The following is an 18,232-nucleotide window of genomic DNA, read 5'->3' as shown; positions in this document are numbered from 1 at the left end:
TGAATATATGACTTCACAAAATAATACGAAAACATTAAAAAAGCAAGTGGCTCCCTTTGAACAATCACAGATAATGAAAAGTGTATGGCAGATCATTAATACTCTAGGACCATTCTTCTTTTTATGGTACCTTGCCTATATCAGTCTTTCTGTTTCCTATTGGTTGGCACTCGTTCCGATGGTTCTGGCAGCCGGCTTTATGACACGCGTGTTCATCATTTTCCATGACTGCACGCATCACTCTTTCTTCAAAAACCGCAAATGGAACCGAATTGTCGGTACCATCACTGGTGTATTGACTTTGTTCCCTTATGAGCAATGGGGCCATGATCATGCTGTCCACCACGCAACTAGTGGTAATCTTGATAAGCGCGGGGTAGGCGACATCTGGACGCTTACAGTGGAAGAATATAATGCAGCACCATTAAAGACTAAAATCGGCTATCGTTTATATCGCAGTCCGTTTGTCATGTTCGTACTTGGACCTATCTGGGTATTCGCTTTGAGAAATCGCTTTAATCGTAAAAACGCCCGTAAGAAAGAGCGCAACAATCTATACTTGACGAATGTTCTAATCGTGGCTGTAATCGCGTTGCTTTGCTGGACAATCGGCTGGCAGTCATTTCTAATCGTACACGGTACAATCTTTATGGTAGCAGGATCCATCGGTATCTGGTTGTTCTATGTACAGCATACGTTCGAGGATTCCTATTTTGAACCTGATCAAGAATGGGAGTATGTACTGGCGGCAGTAGAAGGAAGTTCTTTCTACAAGCTTCCGAAGCTTCTTCAATTCCTGACTGGGAACATCGGTTTCCACCATGTTCACCATTTAAGCCCGAGAGTACCGAACTACATGCTTGAAGAGGCGCACAAGAACACGCCACCTTTGGAAAATGTACCAACCATCACGCTTGCGACAAGCTTTCGTTCTCTGAAGTTCCGTCTATGGGATGAAAAGACAAAGAACTTTGTCACGTTCAGAGAAGCAAGAAAAATGGTGAAACGCAGTATGAACAGAGAAATGAACCCTGAACTATAAAATGCTTCACTCTGAAAGGCTCCTCTTAAATCTAAGGGAGCCTTTCATTAAAATCAGCCACCCGATAAGGAGAGAACACCCATGATTCGAATTGTAATAGCAGAAGATCAAGAAATGCTTTTAGGAACCATTGGCTCTCTCCTTAACCTGGAAGATGACATGGAAGTTGTCGGGCAGGCGCGAAACGGGGAAGAAGCGCTGCGGCTGGTTGAAGAAATGAAACCAGATATTTGCATCATGGATGTGGAAATGCCCCAGATGAGCGGGCTTGAAGCTGCAGAAGTTTTGAAGGAGTCGGAATGCAAGGTGATCATCATGACCACCTTTGCCAGGGACGGCTATTTCCTTCGGGCAAGAAATGCAGGAGTCCTAGGCTATCTACTGAAGGATGGTCCGAGTGAGGACTTGGTGGACGCAGTCCGGTCTATTATAGAAGGAAAAAGAATCTATGAACCAGATCTTGCAGACGATGTTTTTGAATCAGACATAGACTTGCAGGAGAATGTGGTGGAAGAGGAAAAAGTGATTCTTCGCCCGACACCCATCCGTGCAGTGAAAAATTATTTATCCAATATTGTCAGCTAAAGGCCATTCACCTTGTATTCGAGGTGGATGGTCTTTTTTTGTAAATGATTGAAAAAATATAAGGCGGGTATTATATAGAAATGTCGAAAAAGAATACATTGGAGGAGGAATCAGTAATGAGTAAACATATAATTATGGTAGTGACAACAGCGGATAAAATGTTGAACGGGAACGAAACAGGGCTTTGGCTTTCCGAATTCGGAGAAGCTTATGTGGAGTTCAGGAAAGCGGGTTACGAGGTTACTGTTGCAAGCCCGAAAGGTGGAAAAGCCCCGGTTGATGCGCGAAGTCTGGAGGGAGGGGAAATACCGCAGGAAATCCTGGATACGGCCCAATACCTGGAGGACACCATCAAACTCGATGAAGTGATCGACTCTTCGAAATTCGACGCCATCTTCCTTCCAGGGGGACACGGAACGATGTTTGACTTCCCTGATAACATATACCTGCAGGACCTAATTCGTGATATGTATGAAGAGGACAAGATTGTAGCAGCCGTATGCCACGGACCTGCAGGACTTGTTGGCGTGAAGCTATCCGATGATACCCCACTTGTTGCAGGTAAGACTTTGACTGCATTCACAGATGAGGAGGAGCGAGAAACAACGCTCGACAAGGACGTGCCATTCCTATTGGAAACCCGTCTTCGTGAGCTAGGAGCGGAATTCATCGCCAAGGATAATTGGGCAGATCACATGAAAGAGGACAAGAAGCTGATTACAGGGCAGAACCCGCAGTCTACGACCAGTGTGGCAAAAGCGGTTGTGGAGCGGTTAGGTTAGATTATCCGCTAATAGAATCGATCGGTGGGCTATCGGGTTGAGATGTCTAGTATATACTAAATAAGCAGGCAGGAAAAACAACCGTTTTTCCTGCCTGCTTATTCTGTGATAGGTACCATTCAATGAAGTCGTGCTGCTTTGCTTTCGTTAGTGAATGTTGAAAACTCGATTTGTTAGAATGATTGATGAATCTGTTAGAATGTTGGACAAAGTTGTTAGAATGATTGTGAATTCTGTTAGAATGATCACCAAAGTTGTTAGAATGCTATTCAAATCTGTTAGAATAGTCATATAATTACCCTCTCGGAACAGGGAGGGTAACACAATATTTTGTGCAGGAGCGGAAACTTGGTGGAAAAGGTTGCTTTTTTGCAATTTCTGCTCTGCTTCTTACCCATTTCAACCTGAAAATCTACTATTAATAAAAGGACGGTGATCCAACTTTGAGCAGATCCATTTTTTGCATCGGAGAATTACTGATCGACTTTTTCTGTACCGAAGTAAATATTGACCTGGTGGAAGGAAAGCATTTCGAGAAGCAGGCAGGTGGAGCGCCGGCAAATGTCTGTGCAACCGCCGTGAAATTGGGCGGCCATGCCATGTTCTGCGGCAAAGTCGGGAATGACCCATTCGGGCACTTTTTGAAACAAACCTTAGAGAGGTCAAAAGTGGATACTTCCATGCTCGTATTGGATGACAAGCATCCTACAACATTGGCATTTGTGTCCTTAAAAGCAAATGGAGAAAGGGACTTTACCTTTCACCGTGGTGCGGATGCCTATCTGACAGAAAAAGAGATTGATCAAAGCAAGTTTGCGGATTGCTCGATCCTTCATTTCGGATCTGCAACGGCATTGCTGGAAAACCCATTCCAAACCACATATTTTCATACAATGAAGGCGGGAAAGGAAGCTGGGAAATTCCTCTCCTTTGACCCTAACTTTAGAAAAGACCTTTGGCGAGGGCGAGTACCAAACTTTGTGCAACTGGCGCAAAAAGGGGTTAGGTTGGCGGATTTTGTAAAAGTAAGTGAAGAAGAAATGGAAATCATCACTGGTACAACAGATCTGAAGAATGGTGCTTCCGTCTTACATGAGCTGGGGACAAGTATCGTCGCTGTTACATTAGGCAAAGCAGGAACGTTCCTATCCAATGGACAACAGTCGGAAATCATTCCGAGTATGGAAGTGGAATCGATCGACTCTACCGGAGCAGGTGACGCCTTTGTCGGTGCTATGCTACATCAGTTGGCAATGGTGCCAAATCCGAAAAGTATCATAGAAGACTTTGAAAGGCTGAAAGAAATGGTCGTTTTCAGCAACAAAGTCGGGGCTTTGGTATGTACAAAGATAGGGGCGATTTCTGCTCTGCCTAGTTTAGAGGAAGTAACGGGAAGCAGATTATCCATTTAATATAGAAAAAAACATCTATTACTCTTTTTGAGAATAGATGTTTTTTTACATTTATTAACTACTCAAGCTTGTAATTTGCTATTATCTAGTTATAGGTAAAATATTCCTTGGGGGTACATAGATGCATCAAAAAATACGAGATTCAATTGAGCAGTTATCAGGAAGTGAGGCACGAGAGTTTCTTTTTCTTGCTCTGGCACGACTGGAAGTGCTGTATTCTGATGATGTTCCAAAAGAAGAAATCATGGAAGAAATCAACCATATTATACAAGATTGCTCATCACTTCTTCCGCCGCCGAGAAAGGACTTTCATACAGTTCATATTGTCTCCGGGGATTCAGCTGCCGGGTCTCTAAGGTTTGGACTGGAGCGGGACCATAAAGTAATTGGTTTCCCGGAATTCTTTGCCATTGGTCCATTATGGAAGCTTGAGGAAGAGAAAGGACGCAAGGAGCGATATGAATGGTTGAGGGATCATATTAACTTTGATGGAGATTACATGGAAGATGAATATGAAAGCAGGCTGGCGAAAGTTTTGGAAGAGATCCGTGCCATTCCGGAGGCGATGCCCATCGTATTGTGGACAGCAGATAACGCCGACGAGCAAGTTTTCGTTAGCTATATCCTCCATGCTCTTCAAAATAAATCAAATGAGATTCGCCTCATCAACACTTCAATGGCGTATAAACAATTATATGACACATCGGATACGTTCCACTTTCTTCGTCAAACTGCCGAAGCTCATCCGGAAAAGCTGAAGGAGATTTTGGAGAAAAAAGGTTCCTCTCCTATATCAGAAGAGGAGATTCGCCTTTTTGTGAAAGAATGGGCGGAGCTGTCAAATACAACAGAAGTGCTTCGTATCTGGGAAGAAGGACGAATCAAAGGTGTTCCTGAGGACTATTACGATGATCTGCTTCTCTATCATGCAAGGGAGGCACAAAAGGAGCACGGGAAGGATGCTTTTATCAAATCAGCAAGGATTATTGGCGAAATGTACGGTCACCTGGATGCCATGGTGAATGATTCCTTTCTCGAATACCGATTGAGAACCTTTGTCTACCGCGGGATCCTTGAAATAAAAGGAATCCCAAAGGCAATGAGAAATTACAGTGTGAGAGTGAAGCATTAGAAAGAAAGAGGGGATGGAGCGTGAAAAAAGTGGGAACAGTCCTATTAATCCTAATTCTGATCGTAGTCGGAGTAACGGTTGCTGCTGGGCAGTTTACGGATGTTTTTTCGTTTAAGACGGTAGGATTTCAGGATGCAAAATCAGTAAATGGGGATGGAATAAAGAAGGTGGAGGTTGACGTGTCCTCCATTGATGTAAAAGTGGTATCGACAAACAGTGAGGAAATAAATGTGAAGCTTGCTGGGGAAGTGAGTGAGCGTTATAAGGATGATTTTAAACTGAAAGTGAAGGAAAATGGAGATACACTAAAGGTGGGAATTGAGGAGCCGAATTTCCGCTTCGGCACCATCATGATCAACCTGCAGATGGTAATCGAGCTTCCGGAAAAAGAATATGAATCCATCCGCCTCTATGCATCGTCAGGGGACTTTGAAATCAAGGGAATCCGGGCAATGGAGATGCTTACTGAAGTAAGTTCGGGTGATATCCGTGCCGAGGACGTTACTGTGGCATCTCTTTATGAACTGGATGCCAGCAGCGGAGACATGCGTCTGACTAACGTGAAAGCGGAAATGTTTATTGTGTCAGCAAGCAGCGGGGACATTAGACTCGATGGAGTGGAAGGAGAGGTCACCGTTGATACATCCTCAGGGGATATTACCGTCTATGATGCGGCAGGTGACCTGACTTTGGAGGCATCTTCCGGGGACATCACGATTGATAACAAGGAAGTGCAGGGCAATATCCAAGCAGAAGCGACAAGTGGGGATGTAAAAGTATCCTTCCGCGATGCACCAGCCTCCCTGTCACTCGACTTCCGTGCAAGCTCAGGTGATGGCACTGTCAACCTGGAGGAAATGCTGTACGAGGAAAAAGCGGAGGACGAAATCCGAGGCAAGATCGGCGACGGAAAGTTCATGTTGAAGGTAAGGACAACGTCAGGGGATTTCAGTTTGAACTAGGAAATATTTTATGAAACGGCACTCTTTACTTTGGTGAAGAGTGTTTTTTCTTGTATCAGACTTTTTGTCAAAAAAAACAAAATATTTAAAAAAATAATAGATTTAGGCATATGGTCCTTGTATAATTATGGGGGAAAGAGTAAAAGTATGAAGAAATTTGGGACTTCTTAGCGAATTGCACAAAAGCAATATTTCTGTTTCATGATGGCTGTTTTCGCAGAAATAGTTGTTTTTGACGAATACAACATATGCACGTAAATTTACTCACCATCGTGCTCTTTTCGGTGTATTAGTTAACTTACATATTATATGATGCGAAGTTTATCTCAGTAAAAAATCCAAAAGCCGATTTTTTACGGTCCTAAGCAACAAACTATACGAAAAGAGCCTTCATGATTGACCTTTTTAAAGACCAGAAAAAAGAGGGGGAAAGGAACATGAAGAAGATAATGGCGCTTATTTTTACTGCAATATTAATGTTAGGGATTTCGTCTCCTGTATTTGCCTCTGAAGAAAAAGATATTGCAAAGGCATTGGAGATGATTGAACAGACGAATCTCGAGATTGAGAAAAAGATCGAAAAGGGAGTCACAAAGGCGGATAAACTTTATGCTGAATATCTGAAGGATATTCAAAGGCTTGAAGAGGACGAGAAGCTGGAAAATGATGTGAAGAAAAGAACAGAGCTTAAAAATGAGATAACAGCGAAATACGAGAAGAAACGGGATAAAATTATTGCAAAAGTGTATGACGAAACGTTGGAATTGTCTACTAAAACAATTGATAAGGTTGCAAAACTTGGTGTAAAGGCGGAGTGCAATTGGATCGATGTCCGTTTTGGTGATAAAGTAGTGAAGATAGATCCTGTACGTGTGGTAGGTTATTGAATTTTATACAGTACATACAACGCCAAAGAAAGCGAGTCTGAGGTTGCAGGCTCGCTTTTTTCAAACATAATTAGAGGTGAGATAAGTGGCTTTTACTATAGGCAGAAAAGGTACTAACTTAGAAAAGGTTACTTTTGATAATTTCGATATTAGTCTATTATCTAGAGGTGATGGGGCTGAAGTAATGATTCAGACGATCGCAAAAGACAATATATTCTATATCTACCCAGGGGAAAATCCGAACGTTATGGAATTTTTCTATATACTTGAAGGGGAGGTTGTCTGTGAAACCAAAGGGGAGAATATAAAGCTTGGCCCACACGATTATTACACAGCAATCAATCTTGAAGAGCCAGTTCATTTTTCAGCTGTTACAGATGTTATGTATTTATGGATTGTAACAGAACCAACTTTTTATCAATTAAGTAATAGCATAATAGAATTGACAAAGATTGTAGAAAAAGTAGAAGCAAGGGACCGGTATACCTATAAACACAATGAGAGAGTAGCGAGATATTCCATAAAAATTGCTAAAAAGATGATGCTAGTTAAAGATAAATTAGAGAATTTATACATCTCTTCCGTTCTGCACGATATAGGGAAAATAAATACGCCACCTGAAATATTAAACAAACCGACTAAGTTAACAGAAGAAGAGTTTGCAATAATTAAGCTTCACCCATTGGACGGGGCGGAAATGGTTAAGGACCTGTGTTACGAAGGTATCGCCCAAATTATTGAACAACATCATGAAAGACTTAATGGTAGTGGCTACCCACATGGTATAAAAGGTGAGGACATTGTATTAGAGGCTAGGATTATTGCGGTAAGTGACGCTTATGATGCAATGACCGAGGATCGAGCATATCGAAAAGCTTTTACTCCCCAGTTCGCAATTGGTGAGTTAAAAAGGCTTTCTCATACTCATTATGATTATGAAGTGGTAAATGCCCTAGAAGAAATATTAAAAGAAGAGGGACACCTCTCCTAGTGTCCCTCTGGTTGTTACTCTGCGCACATTCTCTCAAACTCTATCTTCAAGAAAATTAATCTATTTTCTTCTTCTCTTTAACTATGGCATGTTTGTCTGCGTTGAATTCCTGTTTGTATTCAACTAAGTCGATCTCGCAGCCTGGGCCTAAAGTGATAATGTTTCCCCGTACGACTTTTGCCTTGGTGTATTCCAGGTGGATGTGGTCGCCTTCTATTACGTCGGACTTCAGGGTCTTACTGAAGGTTTTGATGAATTTATCAATTATGGAACGGGTATTTCTTTTCTTGACAGTGATGGTTTCTCCGCCGATTTCTTTTGCATAGGATTTCCCATGCAGCGTAACGTTGATTGTATCAGCATTAAGAAGACCTTGGATTTTAAAAGAGCCTGATGCCTGAAAACTTTCGCATTCGCAGTCTTCCCCTATATCTATTGATCCTTCTAGTGTTAGTTGTTCGCCTTTGACACTTTTGCCTACAGTGGTAGCACCCATCACTTCTATCTGCTGAAAATGCATCTGTCCTTTTACAGATGCATGACCTTGAATCTGAACTCTTTCGGATAAAAGATTCCCGGTTATCGTAGAACTGCCCTTGATGGTCGTGTTCATGGCGTGTACGTTTGCAGTGATTTTACCAGCACCATTACACTCCAAATCCACGCACTTAAGATCATGGACAATGGTTCCACTGCCATTAATGAGCACCCTGTTATATGTTCCTCCTCCAACACTGCCACTTCCATTAATTATTAAATCTTCTGTTTCAACATTTTGCATCTCGTCATCTCCTTTAGTGTCGATTCACTTTGTGGGCATTTGCAGTTTTATGGGATTTATAGCTGTTCTGATACTCTACAAGTTCTATATCACATTCCGGCCCAAGGGTGACATGGTTCCCCCGCACTACTTTTGCGGTGGTATGTTCGAGATAGATGTTGTTTCCTTCGATGCTTTCCACAATAAGCCGGTTTTTTCCGCCGAAAAAGTTAAGCCATTTGCCTTTGATGCTGATCGTATCCCCGCCAATTTCTTTAATGCGGCTTGTGCTATGCCCCAATGTTACGGTTAATTTCCCTACATTCAGAAGTCCTTCGATATCCAATCCACCTTTGACGGACAGAGTATCGAGTTCCACTGACTCTTTTGATGACAGCCAGCCTCTCACAAGGCAGGCATCACCGGTCATCTTCTTTATCAACTCAAGGTTGCCGAAAACCTTAAAGTTCCTGCCTTTGATCTCGTCATAGACCTTGCTGTTTCCGAACATCTTAAACGTGTCAACGGATGCTTTGCCGTTCATTTTAAAATCCCCGAATATTTTCATCGTGTCACATTGCAGATCCCCACGGATACGCCCTTGCCCATGGATGCTTACTTTGTTATAAATGCCACCTGTGGATGTGCCTTCTCCAAAAATCCGGATATTTTTCTTTGTGATAGCGGTCATCTGTTACCCTCCCATTACCAACTTGTTTTTTAATTCCTCTATAACGGCTCCCATTTGTAGCTCTACAATAACCTTCGCATGATTATCAGCAAAAACATCATGGGCAGAACCAAGGAGGAGCACAAATGCCACCCCCATTTTTCTTATAACAAGCAGCTTTGCATTGTTCTGATCCGTTTTTGAATAATGCTCCTGTAAAGTATGAAGAATCATCTTCGCTTCATCCAATACGATCTGCCCTTCTTGAAGCAGGTTATTCGCGAGATAGAGGTGTAAAATCGCTTCAAAATCAAATGTATCCTGCTGGCTGATTTGCTCTGAGTAAAGCGTAAGGATGGACTCTGTAACAATGTTCTGTTTGATTAATTGATCTTTGGTGAGGGTAATCTGTTTAGCGTTGGGAGAGAACATTTCAGCTAACTCATCTAGAGAAACGTCCGTTTTCATTTGTTTTATTTTATTGATTCGGTCCAAAATCTTTACTCGTGGAAAAAAGGTTTCCTGCCCGGTATAAGTGGACTTGCGAACAAACCAGTCTTCAGGGATCAGGTCTTTACGCTTCCAGCGATACAATTGACCGTAGGAAATACTGGCCTCATCCAACAAATCTTTCTTGGAAATTAATTCTTCTTCCATGGCAATTCCTCCGTTATTATTCTATTATGTGAATTCAGTGTAACATAACACTGTTACGTTTGTAAATGATGTAAAGAATCCGCTTAAAAGAAGGAAAATTACTGCCAGTTGAAGAAGTAGGTCTATCATTAAAACGAAATAGAGGAGTATTTTATGCAACTTAGTACTCAAATTGATCCATTATTACATGAGTTGAAAAATTACTGTTATTCCATTACAGGGAGTCGCTGGGATGGGGACGACCTATTCCAGGATACCGTGATGAATATGATGAAAAGAGCGTCTGACCTGGAACTTCATCCAAATCCAAAGGGGTATCTTTTTAAAGCAGCTACCAATCAGTGGCGGGATACGATCAGAAAAAGGAAGAGGGTGGATCTGCTTGAATTCGATTTGATTCCGGCCCCTTTAACAATTGACATCAGTCTGTTGGATTCAGTGGAAATGCTGACTGTTCTCCTACCTTTTAAACAAGCGGCTTCCATCTTGCTTACGGAGTATTTTGGCTTCTCAGCAAGTGAGGTGGCGTACATGCTAGGGATGACAACCGGGGGAGTCAAAGCGGCGTTGAATCGAGGGAGAACGACGTTAAAGGTGATGATGGATTCTCCTGAGAAAAGAGAGCCGATTGATTCACTAATAAACCGTCTACTAAACGGATTAAGAGAGGATAATCCGAGAATAATCGTTTCTACTTATCGAATATTGGTGTCCAGGGGAGTAAAGGTCAAGAACGGTGACAAGCACTTTGTTTTTACGCTGACAGACCCGGACGGCAATACGTTTGATATCTTAGAAGAAATTTAATAAATTTTCGTATCTTTTCAGCTCGTAAACTCGTTATTTATTAAAGGGGGTGATTTTTATGAAAAGTGTGAAGAGAATTGATTCGGTTTTTGTTCCTGTGACGGATCTACAGCGGTCTGAGGAGTGGTACATGAAGGTGTTTCCTTTCCGAGTGGTATATCGGAGTGGTGATGGTAACTATGTCGGCTTCCGCTTTAATGAGGAAGGGGAAGAAGTGAAAACGGCATTAACGATTTTCAAAACTGACAAGCTGCCGGAGCGCATTCACAGTCCATTCAATTTCTATATCGAAGAGGTCGATGGATTTCATACCTTTCTGGTCGAAAACGGCTACAACGTTGGGGAAATCCACTCGGCGGATGGAATGCGTTTCTTCGACTTCTATGATCCGGATGGCAATACACTTGGTGTGGTGGAGTTTTAACAGTAACAAGGGGGATAACTTAATGATAAAAAGAGTAGGGACGACCTATATACCGGTTTCGAATCCGGAGACTGCTTCAAACTGGTATCAGGAAATTTTGGGTGCAGTGGAAAATTTCCGCAATGAGGACAAGGCGATTATGGATTTTGCCGACCAAAGCTTTTTTCTTGTCAAAGCTAAGCCAGGGGAGAGATTGGGTTTTGAGGACATTCATGGGAACCTTCATTTCTCCATGACATTTGAAGTAGATGGATTTGAAGAACTTTCTGCCTTACATACGTTCTTAAAAGGAAAAGGAGTCGAAGTCGGGGAGGTTGAAGACCGCGGCCACGCGGGTAACAACTTTGTTTTCTATGATTTGGATGGCAATCTGTTCGATGTGTGGAGTGAATTGAGTCCGAAGTTTAAAAATGCTAGATAAAGAGAGGGGTCACCTTGGTTCTTGCGGGTTGAAAGGTGAAAGGGAGGTGCGATGGTCGCTGTTTTCAGTGTCTATCGTACTTTTTTGAGGTTCTATTGGACTTTTTTTGCCTTCTATCGTACTTTTTTGAGGTTCTATTGAACTTTTTTTGCCTTCTATCGAACTTTTTTGAGGTTCTATTGAACTTTTTTTGCCTTCTATCGAACTTTTTCCCACTTCTATCGAACAAATTCCGTTTTCTGTTGAACTTTCTCCAAATAAGCTAATCTGGCCAGATGACTTTTTTCGACAAAATCACCACTTCCCATATATTCACGATAGTATCTCTATGCTACTATTGAACTGTATTTCAATAGAACAAACATGGGGGAACTATGAAAATTTCTAGCAGTCTTAGAACACTACTTTCTCTGTCATTTGCGGCATTAATTATCATTTTAACCATTGTATTAAGCTTTGCGATCGGCAATCGTTCAAAGGTGGAGGTCCGGAATGAGATCGGGGATTCACTCAGGGAGATTTCCTATATCATGGGGGACAAGCTGGATCATTATATGTGGACGCGCTACGGGGAAGTGTCGATGCTTAGCGAGCTGAATGAAATCAGGCAAACCGATCTGGAGAATACACGACATGTGTTTGACCGGATGAAAGGGACGTTCCCTTCATTTTCTTGGATCGGTCTTACGGATGCCAAAGGTACGGTGATTGCATCCACAGACGGATTGTTGGAGGGGATGGATATTTCTACTCGTCCGGTTTACCTGGAAGCGCAAGAGGAGACGTTCATCGGGGATGTTCATGAGGCGGTTCTACTCGCTGATCTGCTTCCAAACCCAAGCGGGGAGGAAATAAAATTTGTTGATATCAGTACCCCGATTTTTAATGAGGATGGCCAATTTACGGGAGTGCTGGCGGCGCATTTAAGCTGGGAGTGGGCAAAAGAAATCCAGGAGGCCATCATGGATCCACTCCATAAAAGGGATCAGCTCGAAATGTATATTGTCAGCAACATTGATGACACCATTTTGCTTGGACCGGACACAGAGCTTGGGAAGGCTCTGAATCTTTCAAGCATTGACTATGCAAGAGAAGGGCACAACGATTGGGTATTGGAAACATGGCCGGACGGAAAAGAATATCTGACAGGGTATGTGCTTGCGGATGGCTACAAGGACTATCCCGGATTGGAATGGACTGTGCTGGTTCGGCAACCGATTGAGGTCGCATATGCTCCGATGGCGGGATTGCAACAGTACATCTACATCTTAGGCTTTGTCCTCGCGGGAGTGTTGGCAATAATCGGATGGGTGGTTGCAGGAAAAATCACGGGTCCGCTGAAGAAAATAACAAAGGCTGCCGACCTCTTGAGGCAGGGGGAGAAAGCGGAGATTCCCGATCATAAAGGAATCAAGGAAATTGAAGTGCTCTCATTTTCCTTGAAAAAGCTCATTGATAATCTTACCAAAACCGAGTCCGCTCTGGTGGAAATGGCGGACGTCGCGCACCATGACCATCTGACCGGCCTTCCTAATAGGATTGCGCTTGATTCCTATATGGAAAAGGCGATAGATCAATCCAAGTCCATTACCGTTCTTTACCTTGATCTCGATGGATTCAAGCAAGTCAATGACAAACTAGGTCATGAAGCAGGGGACAAGCTGCTGATAGAAGTGGCGTCCCGTTTGAAGCAAAGCATCCGAAGTGAGGAACTAGTGGCAAGAATGGGAGGGGATGAATTTGTCATTGTACTTTCCAGCGACACGGATCCAACCGGACAAGGCTTGAAAGTGGGAGAACGCGTCATCACCAAGGTCAATAAACCATATACCATTGATGGTGAAACAGTATTTGTTGGCTGCAGTATTGGTGGGGCAGTATGGACCGCTGGCATTGGTGGGGTCAGTGATGTGATAAGAAGAGCGGACGAGGCTTTATATGAGGTTAAACGTACTGGGAAGAATCGGATTCAATTTAAGTAGCAAGGCACATGCAACTGGGAGAAAAAAGCACGGAACCGCTATCCGTGCTTTCCTATCATTTAGGAAGATTTACCTGCCACGAAACACCAAAACGATCATTCAGCCAGCCGAACTTTTTGCTGAAGCCGTAATCCCCTAAGGGCATAAGTACTTGTCCATCCACGCTAAGCTTCTCGAACAGTGTATCGAGTTCCTCTTCCGTATCACATGTGATAAAAATGGAGAAGGAGGGAGTAAAGGAGAACGCGTGCTTTACATTACTGTCAATACACATAAACTCCTGGCCCTTCAAGGAGAATATCGCATGCATCACGGTTCCTTCGTCACCTGATTCATTGGCTCCGTAACGAATAATACTTTTTATCTCAGAATCCTCTATTAAAGATGTGTAATAATTCATCGCTTCCTCTGCATCGGCATTTTGAAACATTAAGAAAGGTGTAACTTTTTCCATTGTTATCGACTCCTTCGCTATTATTCATTCGACTCCGATAGTCCTGCTTCTTCTCTCCAACAATACCACATCACGCCACACGCCATCCATTTTACCCACTTTTTCACGGACCCCGATTTCCCTGAAATGATATTTTTTATGCAGGCCAATGCTGGAAGGGTTCTCTGGGAAAATACCTGATTGCAGGGTCCAGTAACCATGCTGCTCACTTGATTCAATCAATGCATGCAGAAGCATACTGCCGACTCCCATGTTCATACTTCTACTTCCCACATAGACGCTTACTTCCGCGACGCCATTATAGACACATCTGCTGGAAACAGGACTCAAGGCAGCCCATCCCATTACAGTATCTCCTAATCTGGCTACAACACGACATTCCGAAATGTGGTCCCTGTCCCAATCCTCCCAGCTAGGTGCCTCTTTTTGAAAAGTTGCATTCCCGGTCGCGATGCCCTCAAGATAGATTTGGCGCACTTGATTCCAATCTTCCGGTTTCATGGTATCTATTAGAATAGTGTTGTCCATTTAATCACCTTCATCATAAAGTTATTCAGACTGCTTGATCGCATCCACAATGAGAGAAGGAAAGACCAAGTTCTCCCCTTGATTCCTGGGATCATACTTCTTGGATCGAAATATCACCCCATCTTTTCCATCCCAATCATGAAAATGAAACCTGCCATGTTCATCGCAATATTCCAGGAGTTTCACTTCAAATCCTGCACCCTTGAACATGGCGGAAAGGGAGTTATAATTGTGGACAATTTTGTGGCTTGCAGCAGGGTGGTCTTCGGGGCCAGGCCCACCTATTTTTACGATACTCTGGTATTCTTTATTTTGGAAAAAACCGTCAGGAACCGCACAGCGTATATAGCCATTCGTGGCCAAAAACTGATAGCAGACCTTGGCGGCATCCACCCCTTCTTCATATGTTAGGTGCTCCCATATGTGTTCCGCTAAAATGGCGGAAAGGGAGTTCTCGGGAAACTTATTTCTCCAAGTGGATTCATCCAATAGATTAAGTTCCTGTTCCTGGGTATGTAGCCACCCTGGATTATTATGATACCCGCCAGCTCCCACGACAACTTTCATACTTCCACCACTCCTAAAATACATCTCTATCAATACATCTATATATTCAACAAAAACAGCTTCAATCCTCCCGATTGATATTTATGGGCCCTTATGATCCTCTTTTGAAGGATAAGGATATAGGATTAGTGCCTTTATCCTTTTATGATGTAATCATGTATACTAGGGAGAATAGAAGTTGGATTGAAAGGAGTTACTCCCTATGAAATATATGAAATCGCAAATGAAACAATTGATCAAGGACAACGACCACCTACAGCAGCGCCTAAGAGACCTGATGGACCAGCACGGTCTGGAAAAAAACTTCGCCCTAAAAGCGTTGTACCATTCCGAGGTTGCAGAAGGCGGAAGGTATCAATTGGATTATCAGGCGCTTGATCCTAAAGACTGAACAGTGTTAGAGCAAAAAAAAAACAGAGCAAATCCTATAATAGGGTTTGCTCTGTTTCTTTATTGAAAATGATGGAGCAGAAAGGGAAGTGGGTTTACAGTTGTTGGATTTTATGCACTTGTCAGACTTGATTCAAACAAATCAATGATTTCCAAAAATCTTTCAGCTTCTCTAAAAGTATGATCAGCTAATAATGGATGTATGTTACTCTTTATTCGGCATGCTTCTATTAGCTCTCTTGCAGTTTTCTTAAAATCCCTTAAAGAAACAACGGATACTCTATTTTGATCTAAGAACTGATCCAGTAATGGTTTTGTTTCTGATTGTGGTCGCATTGAATCCAAATCAATCGCTTGAAAAAGAAGCTGATCAAAATCTGACTAAACTCTCTGGCCTGGTCAACTAATTTTCTTTCAGAAGGATCTAAAAGATGTCCGATAAACTTAGCATGATCTGCCATGATTCTTAGGAAGAATACATTTTCTTCAATAACTGCATCGAGTGTTGGGGCCATTTTCCCTTCATTCAGTTCTTTTAATCGATTAGCAAAGTAAGCAGCTTCTCTGCTAATATGGTCAACTAATAAAGGGAAGTTGTTTGTACGGATTTGGCAATTTAAAGTTAACCCTAATACCTTCCGTTTGTAGCTCCATATTGCAACTACCGCTTGATATACCTCGGTATTGAACGCTTTTACTTGACGGAGGTCCGAATTAACCGTGAATTTAGACAGCTTTTCTTCTATTCTTTCAAACAAAGCAATAAATTGTTGGGCTTCATCGATTAGTTGCTTTTGTTCATAAGTAAATCCCAAGCTTAAAAATAAAGCGTGCTCTTTCATTATCCTAGTCCAAAATCTAATTTCGTCCAATGACCTGGCAACAATAGGATCGCTCATTGTCATTCCTCCCTTATATGCACTTCCTTTCTAATCATATTTTTGAATGGTTATCCATATTCTCCGTAAAAATGCATGAAGCAAAGTTGATCTTAGTTCGATAATAATTTATTGCAAAGCGATAAACGTGATGCTAAAATCAAATTATTATTAAGTAGGTGAGGTGCATTCTATGAAACGGGAAACAATCTTTTTAAAGTTCGCTGTGGTTCTGATGGGACTTCCTATTATTGCTTTGTGTATTTTTGTGTTACCTGAGATAGCTAGTTTTTTTGCAGAATTAAATCCAACGCTGGATTTTTTGCAATATCCCTTTTTAATCGGGCTGTATATTACAGCAATTGTCTTTTTCGCTGCATTGTACCAGACTTTAAAGCTTTTAAGCTATATTGACAAAAACGAGGCGTTCTCGGAAGTCTCGGTCAGTGCTTTAAAGAATATCAAATACTGCGCCATTACCATCGGTTCCTTTTATGTGGTATTTATGCCCCTTATCTATCTTATGGCAGAGGTTGACGATGCCCCGGGGATGATACTGATCGGAATGGTCATCATCTTTGGTTGCATGGTCATTGCAGTCTTTTCCGCTGTTCTTCAAAAGCTATTGAAAAATGCGATCGACATAAAATCTGAAAATGATTTAACGGTCTGAGGTGAAAACATGGCGATTATAATCAATATTGATGTAATGTTGGCGAAAAGGAAAATGAGCGTAACCGAACTTTCGGAAAGAGTCGGAATCACAATGGCCAACCTTTCCATACTAAAAAACGGGAAGGCAAAAGCTGTTCGGCTATCAACCTTAGAGGCGATTTGCAAGGCATTGGATTGCCAGCCTGGAGATGTATTAGAATACAGAAGTGACGAAGAATGAGTGGGGACAGTGGACCTGTCCCCATTATTTCATCTTGTAATACGTAATACCGAGTGCCAGAGCCAGTACGCCGCCTTTGACGATGTCCATGGCGTAGTAGGGGACGGACATCATGACGAGGCCGTTTTGGAGGACGCCGATGAGTACGGCTCCGATGAAGGTTCCGAAGGCGTTGGGTTTGCCTGCGCCTAATACGGAGAAGCCGATGAAGGCTGCGGCAACGGAATCCATGAGATAGGGTGCGCCTGCATTGATTTCAGCTGTCATGATCCTTGATGCCAGGACGATTCCGCCAATGGAGGCAAAAAGGGCTGACATCAGGTAGGCTACCGTTTTGTATTTGTTCACGGGAATCCCTGAGAGCTTGGCGGCTTCCGCATTCCCGCCGATCACATACATGTACCTGCCGTGCTTCGTGTATGTTAAAAAGACATGTACGAAGAGTACAACGATGCCCATGATAAGAATAATCCAGGGAACTTGGCCAATTTTACTGAAAAGCGGGCTGATCAGTCCTTCGGAGAAGTTCCCATCAGGCATGATCATGTTTTGAGAGATTGCCGCGCCTCTCGTATATGTAAGGGCAATTCCTTGAATGATGAACATCATTGCAAGCGTGAGGAGCATATCCGGAATCTTCACTTTCACGATCAGCAGGGAATTCAATAGCCCAACAATCAAAGAAGCCGCGATGGCTGCCATGATTGCAATGAAAGTATTCTGTGAAAACCATACAAACATGGAGATCACGATTGCGTTTGACAGGGAGGCGACAGAGCCGACCGATAAATCGAAACCATTCACAGCGAGTGAAACGGTAATGCCAATGGCAATCATCGTTACGATTGAAATGGATCGAAGAATGCTGATGATGTTGTTGCCTTGGATAAATGACGGATTTGCCATGGTAAAGACGGCAATCAACACGAAAATGGTCAGGATGGTGCCATATTTATATAAAAATTGAAACAAAGAGTTCGAACTGAGTGATGTGGTACCCTGCATG

22 protein-coding genes and 1 pseudogene are annotated in these 18,232 nt (G+C 42.5%); 15 read left to right on the top strand and 8 right to left on the bottom strand.

The window, feature by feature from the left end; all coding sequences use genetic code 11:
• Positions 1–7: 7 nt before the first annotated feature.
• From desA to ACFVAD_RS08205, 8 genes are all read left to right on the top strand, one after another.
• On the top strand, positions 8–1,042 hold the full coding sequence (desA, locus tag ACFVAD_RS08240) for a Delta(5) desaturase DesA (protein ID WP_386637999.1): 1,035 nt from the start codon (positions 8–10) through the stop codon (positions 1,040–1,042).
• An 81-nt stretch (positions 1,043–1,123) separates the two neighbouring features.
• On the top strand, positions 1,124–1,627 hold the full coding sequence (locus ACFVAD_RS08235) for a response regulator (protein ID WP_386637996.1): 504 nt from the start codon (positions 1,124–1,126) through the stop codon (positions 1,625–1,627).
• A gap of 116 nt (positions 1,628–1,743) precedes the next feature.
• Positions 1,744–2,409 carry a type 1 glutamine amidotransferase domain-containing protein gene (locus ACFVAD_RS08230; protein WP_386637993.1) on the top strand — a complete coding sequence of 222 codons (666 nt, stop codon included), beginning with the start codon at positions 1,744–1,746 and terminating at the stop codon, positions 2,407–2,409.
• Between the two features lie 443 nt (positions 2,410–2,852).
• Positions 2,853–3,821 (top strand): carbohydrate kinase family protein, encoded by a 969-nt coding sequence (locus ACFVAD_RS08225; protein ID WP_386637991.1) that lies wholly within the window; start codon positions 2,853–2,855, stop codon positions 3,819–3,821.
• A 121-nt stretch (positions 3,822–3,942) separates the two neighbouring features.
• Positions 3,943–4,953 (top strand): DUF1835 domain-containing protein, encoded by a 1,011-nt coding sequence (locus ACFVAD_RS08220; RefSeq protein WP_386637988.1) that lies wholly within the window; start codon positions 3,943–3,945, stop codon positions 4,951–4,953.
• Between the two features lie 20 nt (positions 4,954–4,973).
• A complete protein-coding gene (locus tag ACFVAD_RS08215) occupies positions 4,974–5,915 on the top strand; it encodes a DUF4097 family beta strand repeat-containing protein (protein ID WP_386637986.1) in 942 nt (313 codons plus the stop codon).
• Between the two features lie 437 nt (positions 5,916–6,352).
• Positions 6,353–6,802 (top strand): hypothetical protein, encoded by a 450-nt coding sequence (locus tag ACFVAD_RS08210; RefSeq protein ID WP_386637983.1) that lies wholly within the window; start codon positions 6,353–6,355, stop codon positions 6,800–6,802.
• Positions 6,803–6,887: 85 nt separating this feature from the next.
• Complete coding sequence (locus ACFVAD_RS08205) at positions 6,888–7,793, top strand: HD domain-containing phosphohydrolase (RefSeq protein WP_386637980.1); 906 nt, start codon at positions 6,888–6,890, stop codon at positions 7,791–7,793.
• Between the two features lie 55 nt (positions 7,794–7,848).
• Here the strand turns inward: ACFVAD_RS08205 and ACFVAD_RS08200 are convergent, their stop codons facing one another.
• Genes ACFVAD_RS08200 through ACFVAD_RS08190 form a run of 3 tightly spaced genes read right to left on the bottom strand, consistent with a single transcriptional unit; the run spans position 7,849 to position 9,880 of the window.
• Positions 7,849–8,574 carry a bactofilin family protein gene (locus tag ACFVAD_RS08200; RefSeq protein ID WP_386637978.1) on the bottom strand — a complete coding sequence of 242 codons (726 nt, stop codon included), beginning with the start codon at positions 8,572–8,574 and terminating at the stop codon, positions 7,849–7,851.
• 13 nt (positions 8,575–8,587) lie between these two features.
• Positions 8,588–9,244: a hypothetical protein gene (locus tag ACFVAD_RS08195; protein WP_386637975.1), complete on the bottom strand. Its 657-nt coding sequence runs from the start codon at positions 9,242–9,244 to the stop codon at positions 8,588–8,590.
• A 3-nt stretch (positions 9,245–9,247) separates the two neighbouring features.
• Positions 9,248–9,880 (bottom strand): YhbD family protein, encoded by a 633-nt coding sequence (locus tag ACFVAD_RS08190; protein WP_386637972.1) that lies wholly within the window; start codon positions 9,878–9,880, stop codon positions 9,248–9,250.
• Positions 9,881–10,033: 153 nt separating this feature from the next.
• Between ACFVAD_RS08190 and ACFVAD_RS08185 the strand changes: the two genes are divergently transcribed.
• The 4 genes from ACFVAD_RS08185 (at position 10,034) to ACFVAD_RS08170 (ending at position 13,514) form a co-directional block, all read left to right on the top strand.
• Entirely contained in the window at positions 10,034–10,687 is a 654-nt protein-coding gene (locus tag ACFVAD_RS08185; RefSeq protein ID WP_386637970.1) for a sigma-70 family RNA polymerase sigma factor, read from the top strand.
• Positions 10,688–10,745: 58 nt separating this feature from the next.
• Positions 10,746–11,111 carry a VOC family protein gene (locus ACFVAD_RS08180; protein WP_386637967.1) on the top strand — a complete coding sequence of 122 codons (366 nt, stop codon included), beginning with the start codon at positions 10,746–10,748 and terminating at the stop codon, positions 11,109–11,111.
• A gap of 22 nt (positions 11,112–11,133) precedes the next feature.
• Positions 11,134–11,532, top strand: a complete 399-nt coding sequence (locus tag ACFVAD_RS08175; protein ID WP_386637964.1) for a VOC family protein — start codon at positions 11,134–11,136, stop codon at positions 11,530–11,532.
• A 374-nt stretch (positions 11,533–11,906) separates the two neighbouring features.
• On the top strand, positions 11,907–13,514 hold the full coding sequence (locus ACFVAD_RS08170; RefSeq protein ID WP_386637961.1) for a sensor domain-containing diguanylate cyclase: 1,608 nt from the start codon (positions 11,907–11,909) through the stop codon (positions 13,512–13,514).
• A 55-nt stretch (positions 13,515–13,569) separates the two neighbouring features.
• Here the strand turns inward: ACFVAD_RS08170 and ACFVAD_RS08165 are convergent, their stop codons facing one another.
• Genes ACFVAD_RS08165 through ACFVAD_RS08155 form a run of 3 tightly spaced genes read right to left on the bottom strand, consistent with a single transcriptional unit; the run spans position 13,570 to position 15,063 of the window.
• Positions 13,570–13,968, bottom strand: a complete 399-nt coding sequence (locus ACFVAD_RS08165; RefSeq protein ID WP_386637959.1) for a VOC family protein — start codon at positions 13,966–13,968, stop codon at positions 13,570–13,572.
• 24 nt (positions 13,969–13,992) lie between these two features.
• Complete coding sequence (locus ACFVAD_RS08160; protein ID WP_386637956.1) at positions 13,993–14,496, bottom strand: GNAT family N-acetyltransferase; 504 nt, start codon at positions 14,494–14,496, stop codon at positions 13,993–13,995.
• Positions 14,497–14,517: 21 nt separating this feature from the next.
• Positions 14,518–15,063 carry a class I SAM-dependent methyltransferase gene (locus ACFVAD_RS08155; RefSeq protein ID WP_386637953.1) on the bottom strand — a complete coding sequence of 182 codons (546 nt, stop codon included), beginning with the start codon at positions 15,061–15,063 and terminating at the stop codon, positions 14,518–14,520.
• Positions 15,064–15,265: 202 nt separating this feature from the next.
• On the opposite strand from ACFVAD_RS08155, the gene ACFVAD_RS08150 reads away from it, so the two are divergent.
• Positions 15,266–15,454 (top strand): hypothetical protein, encoded by a 189-nt coding sequence (locus ACFVAD_RS08150; RefSeq protein ID WP_224841705.1) that lies wholly within the window; start codon positions 15,266–15,268, stop codon positions 15,452–15,454.
• A 110-nt stretch (positions 15,455–15,564) separates the two neighbouring features.
• On the opposite strand, the pseudogene ACFVAD_RS08145 reads toward ACFVAD_RS08150, so the two are convergent.
• Positions 15,565–16,352, bottom strand: a pseudogene (locus tag ACFVAD_RS08145) (DUF2935 domain-containing protein).
• A 172-nt stretch (positions 16,353–16,524) separates the two neighbouring features.
• Between ACFVAD_RS08145 and ACFVAD_RS08140 the strand changes: the two are divergent.
• A complete protein-coding gene (locus ACFVAD_RS08140; RefSeq protein WP_386637950.1) occupies positions 16,525–17,004 on the top strand; it encodes a DUF2975 domain-containing protein in 480 nt (159 codons plus the stop codon).
• Between the two features lie 9 nt (positions 17,005–17,013).
• On the top strand, positions 17,014–17,226 hold the full coding sequence (locus ACFVAD_RS08135) for a helix-turn-helix domain-containing protein (protein ID WP_386637947.1): 213 nt from the start codon (positions 17,014–17,016) through the stop codon (positions 17,224–17,226).
• 24 nt (positions 17,227–17,250) lie between these two features.
• Here ACFVAD_RS08135 and ACFVAD_RS08130 read toward each other — a convergent pair whose 3' ends face one another.
• Positions 17,251–18,231, bottom strand: coding sequence for an ABC transporter permease (locus ACFVAD_RS08130; protein ID WP_386637944.1), 981 nt, complete (start codon positions 18,229–18,231; stop codon positions 17,251–17,253).
• Between the last annotated feature and the right edge of the window lies 1 nt (position 18,232).

Source organism: Sutcliffiella sp. NPDC057660, assembly GCF_042800035.1.
GTDB lineage: Bacteria > Bacillota > Bacilli > Bacillales > Bacillaceae_I > Sutcliffiella_A.
This window is presented reverse-complemented; position numbering and strand designations above follow the sequence as displayed.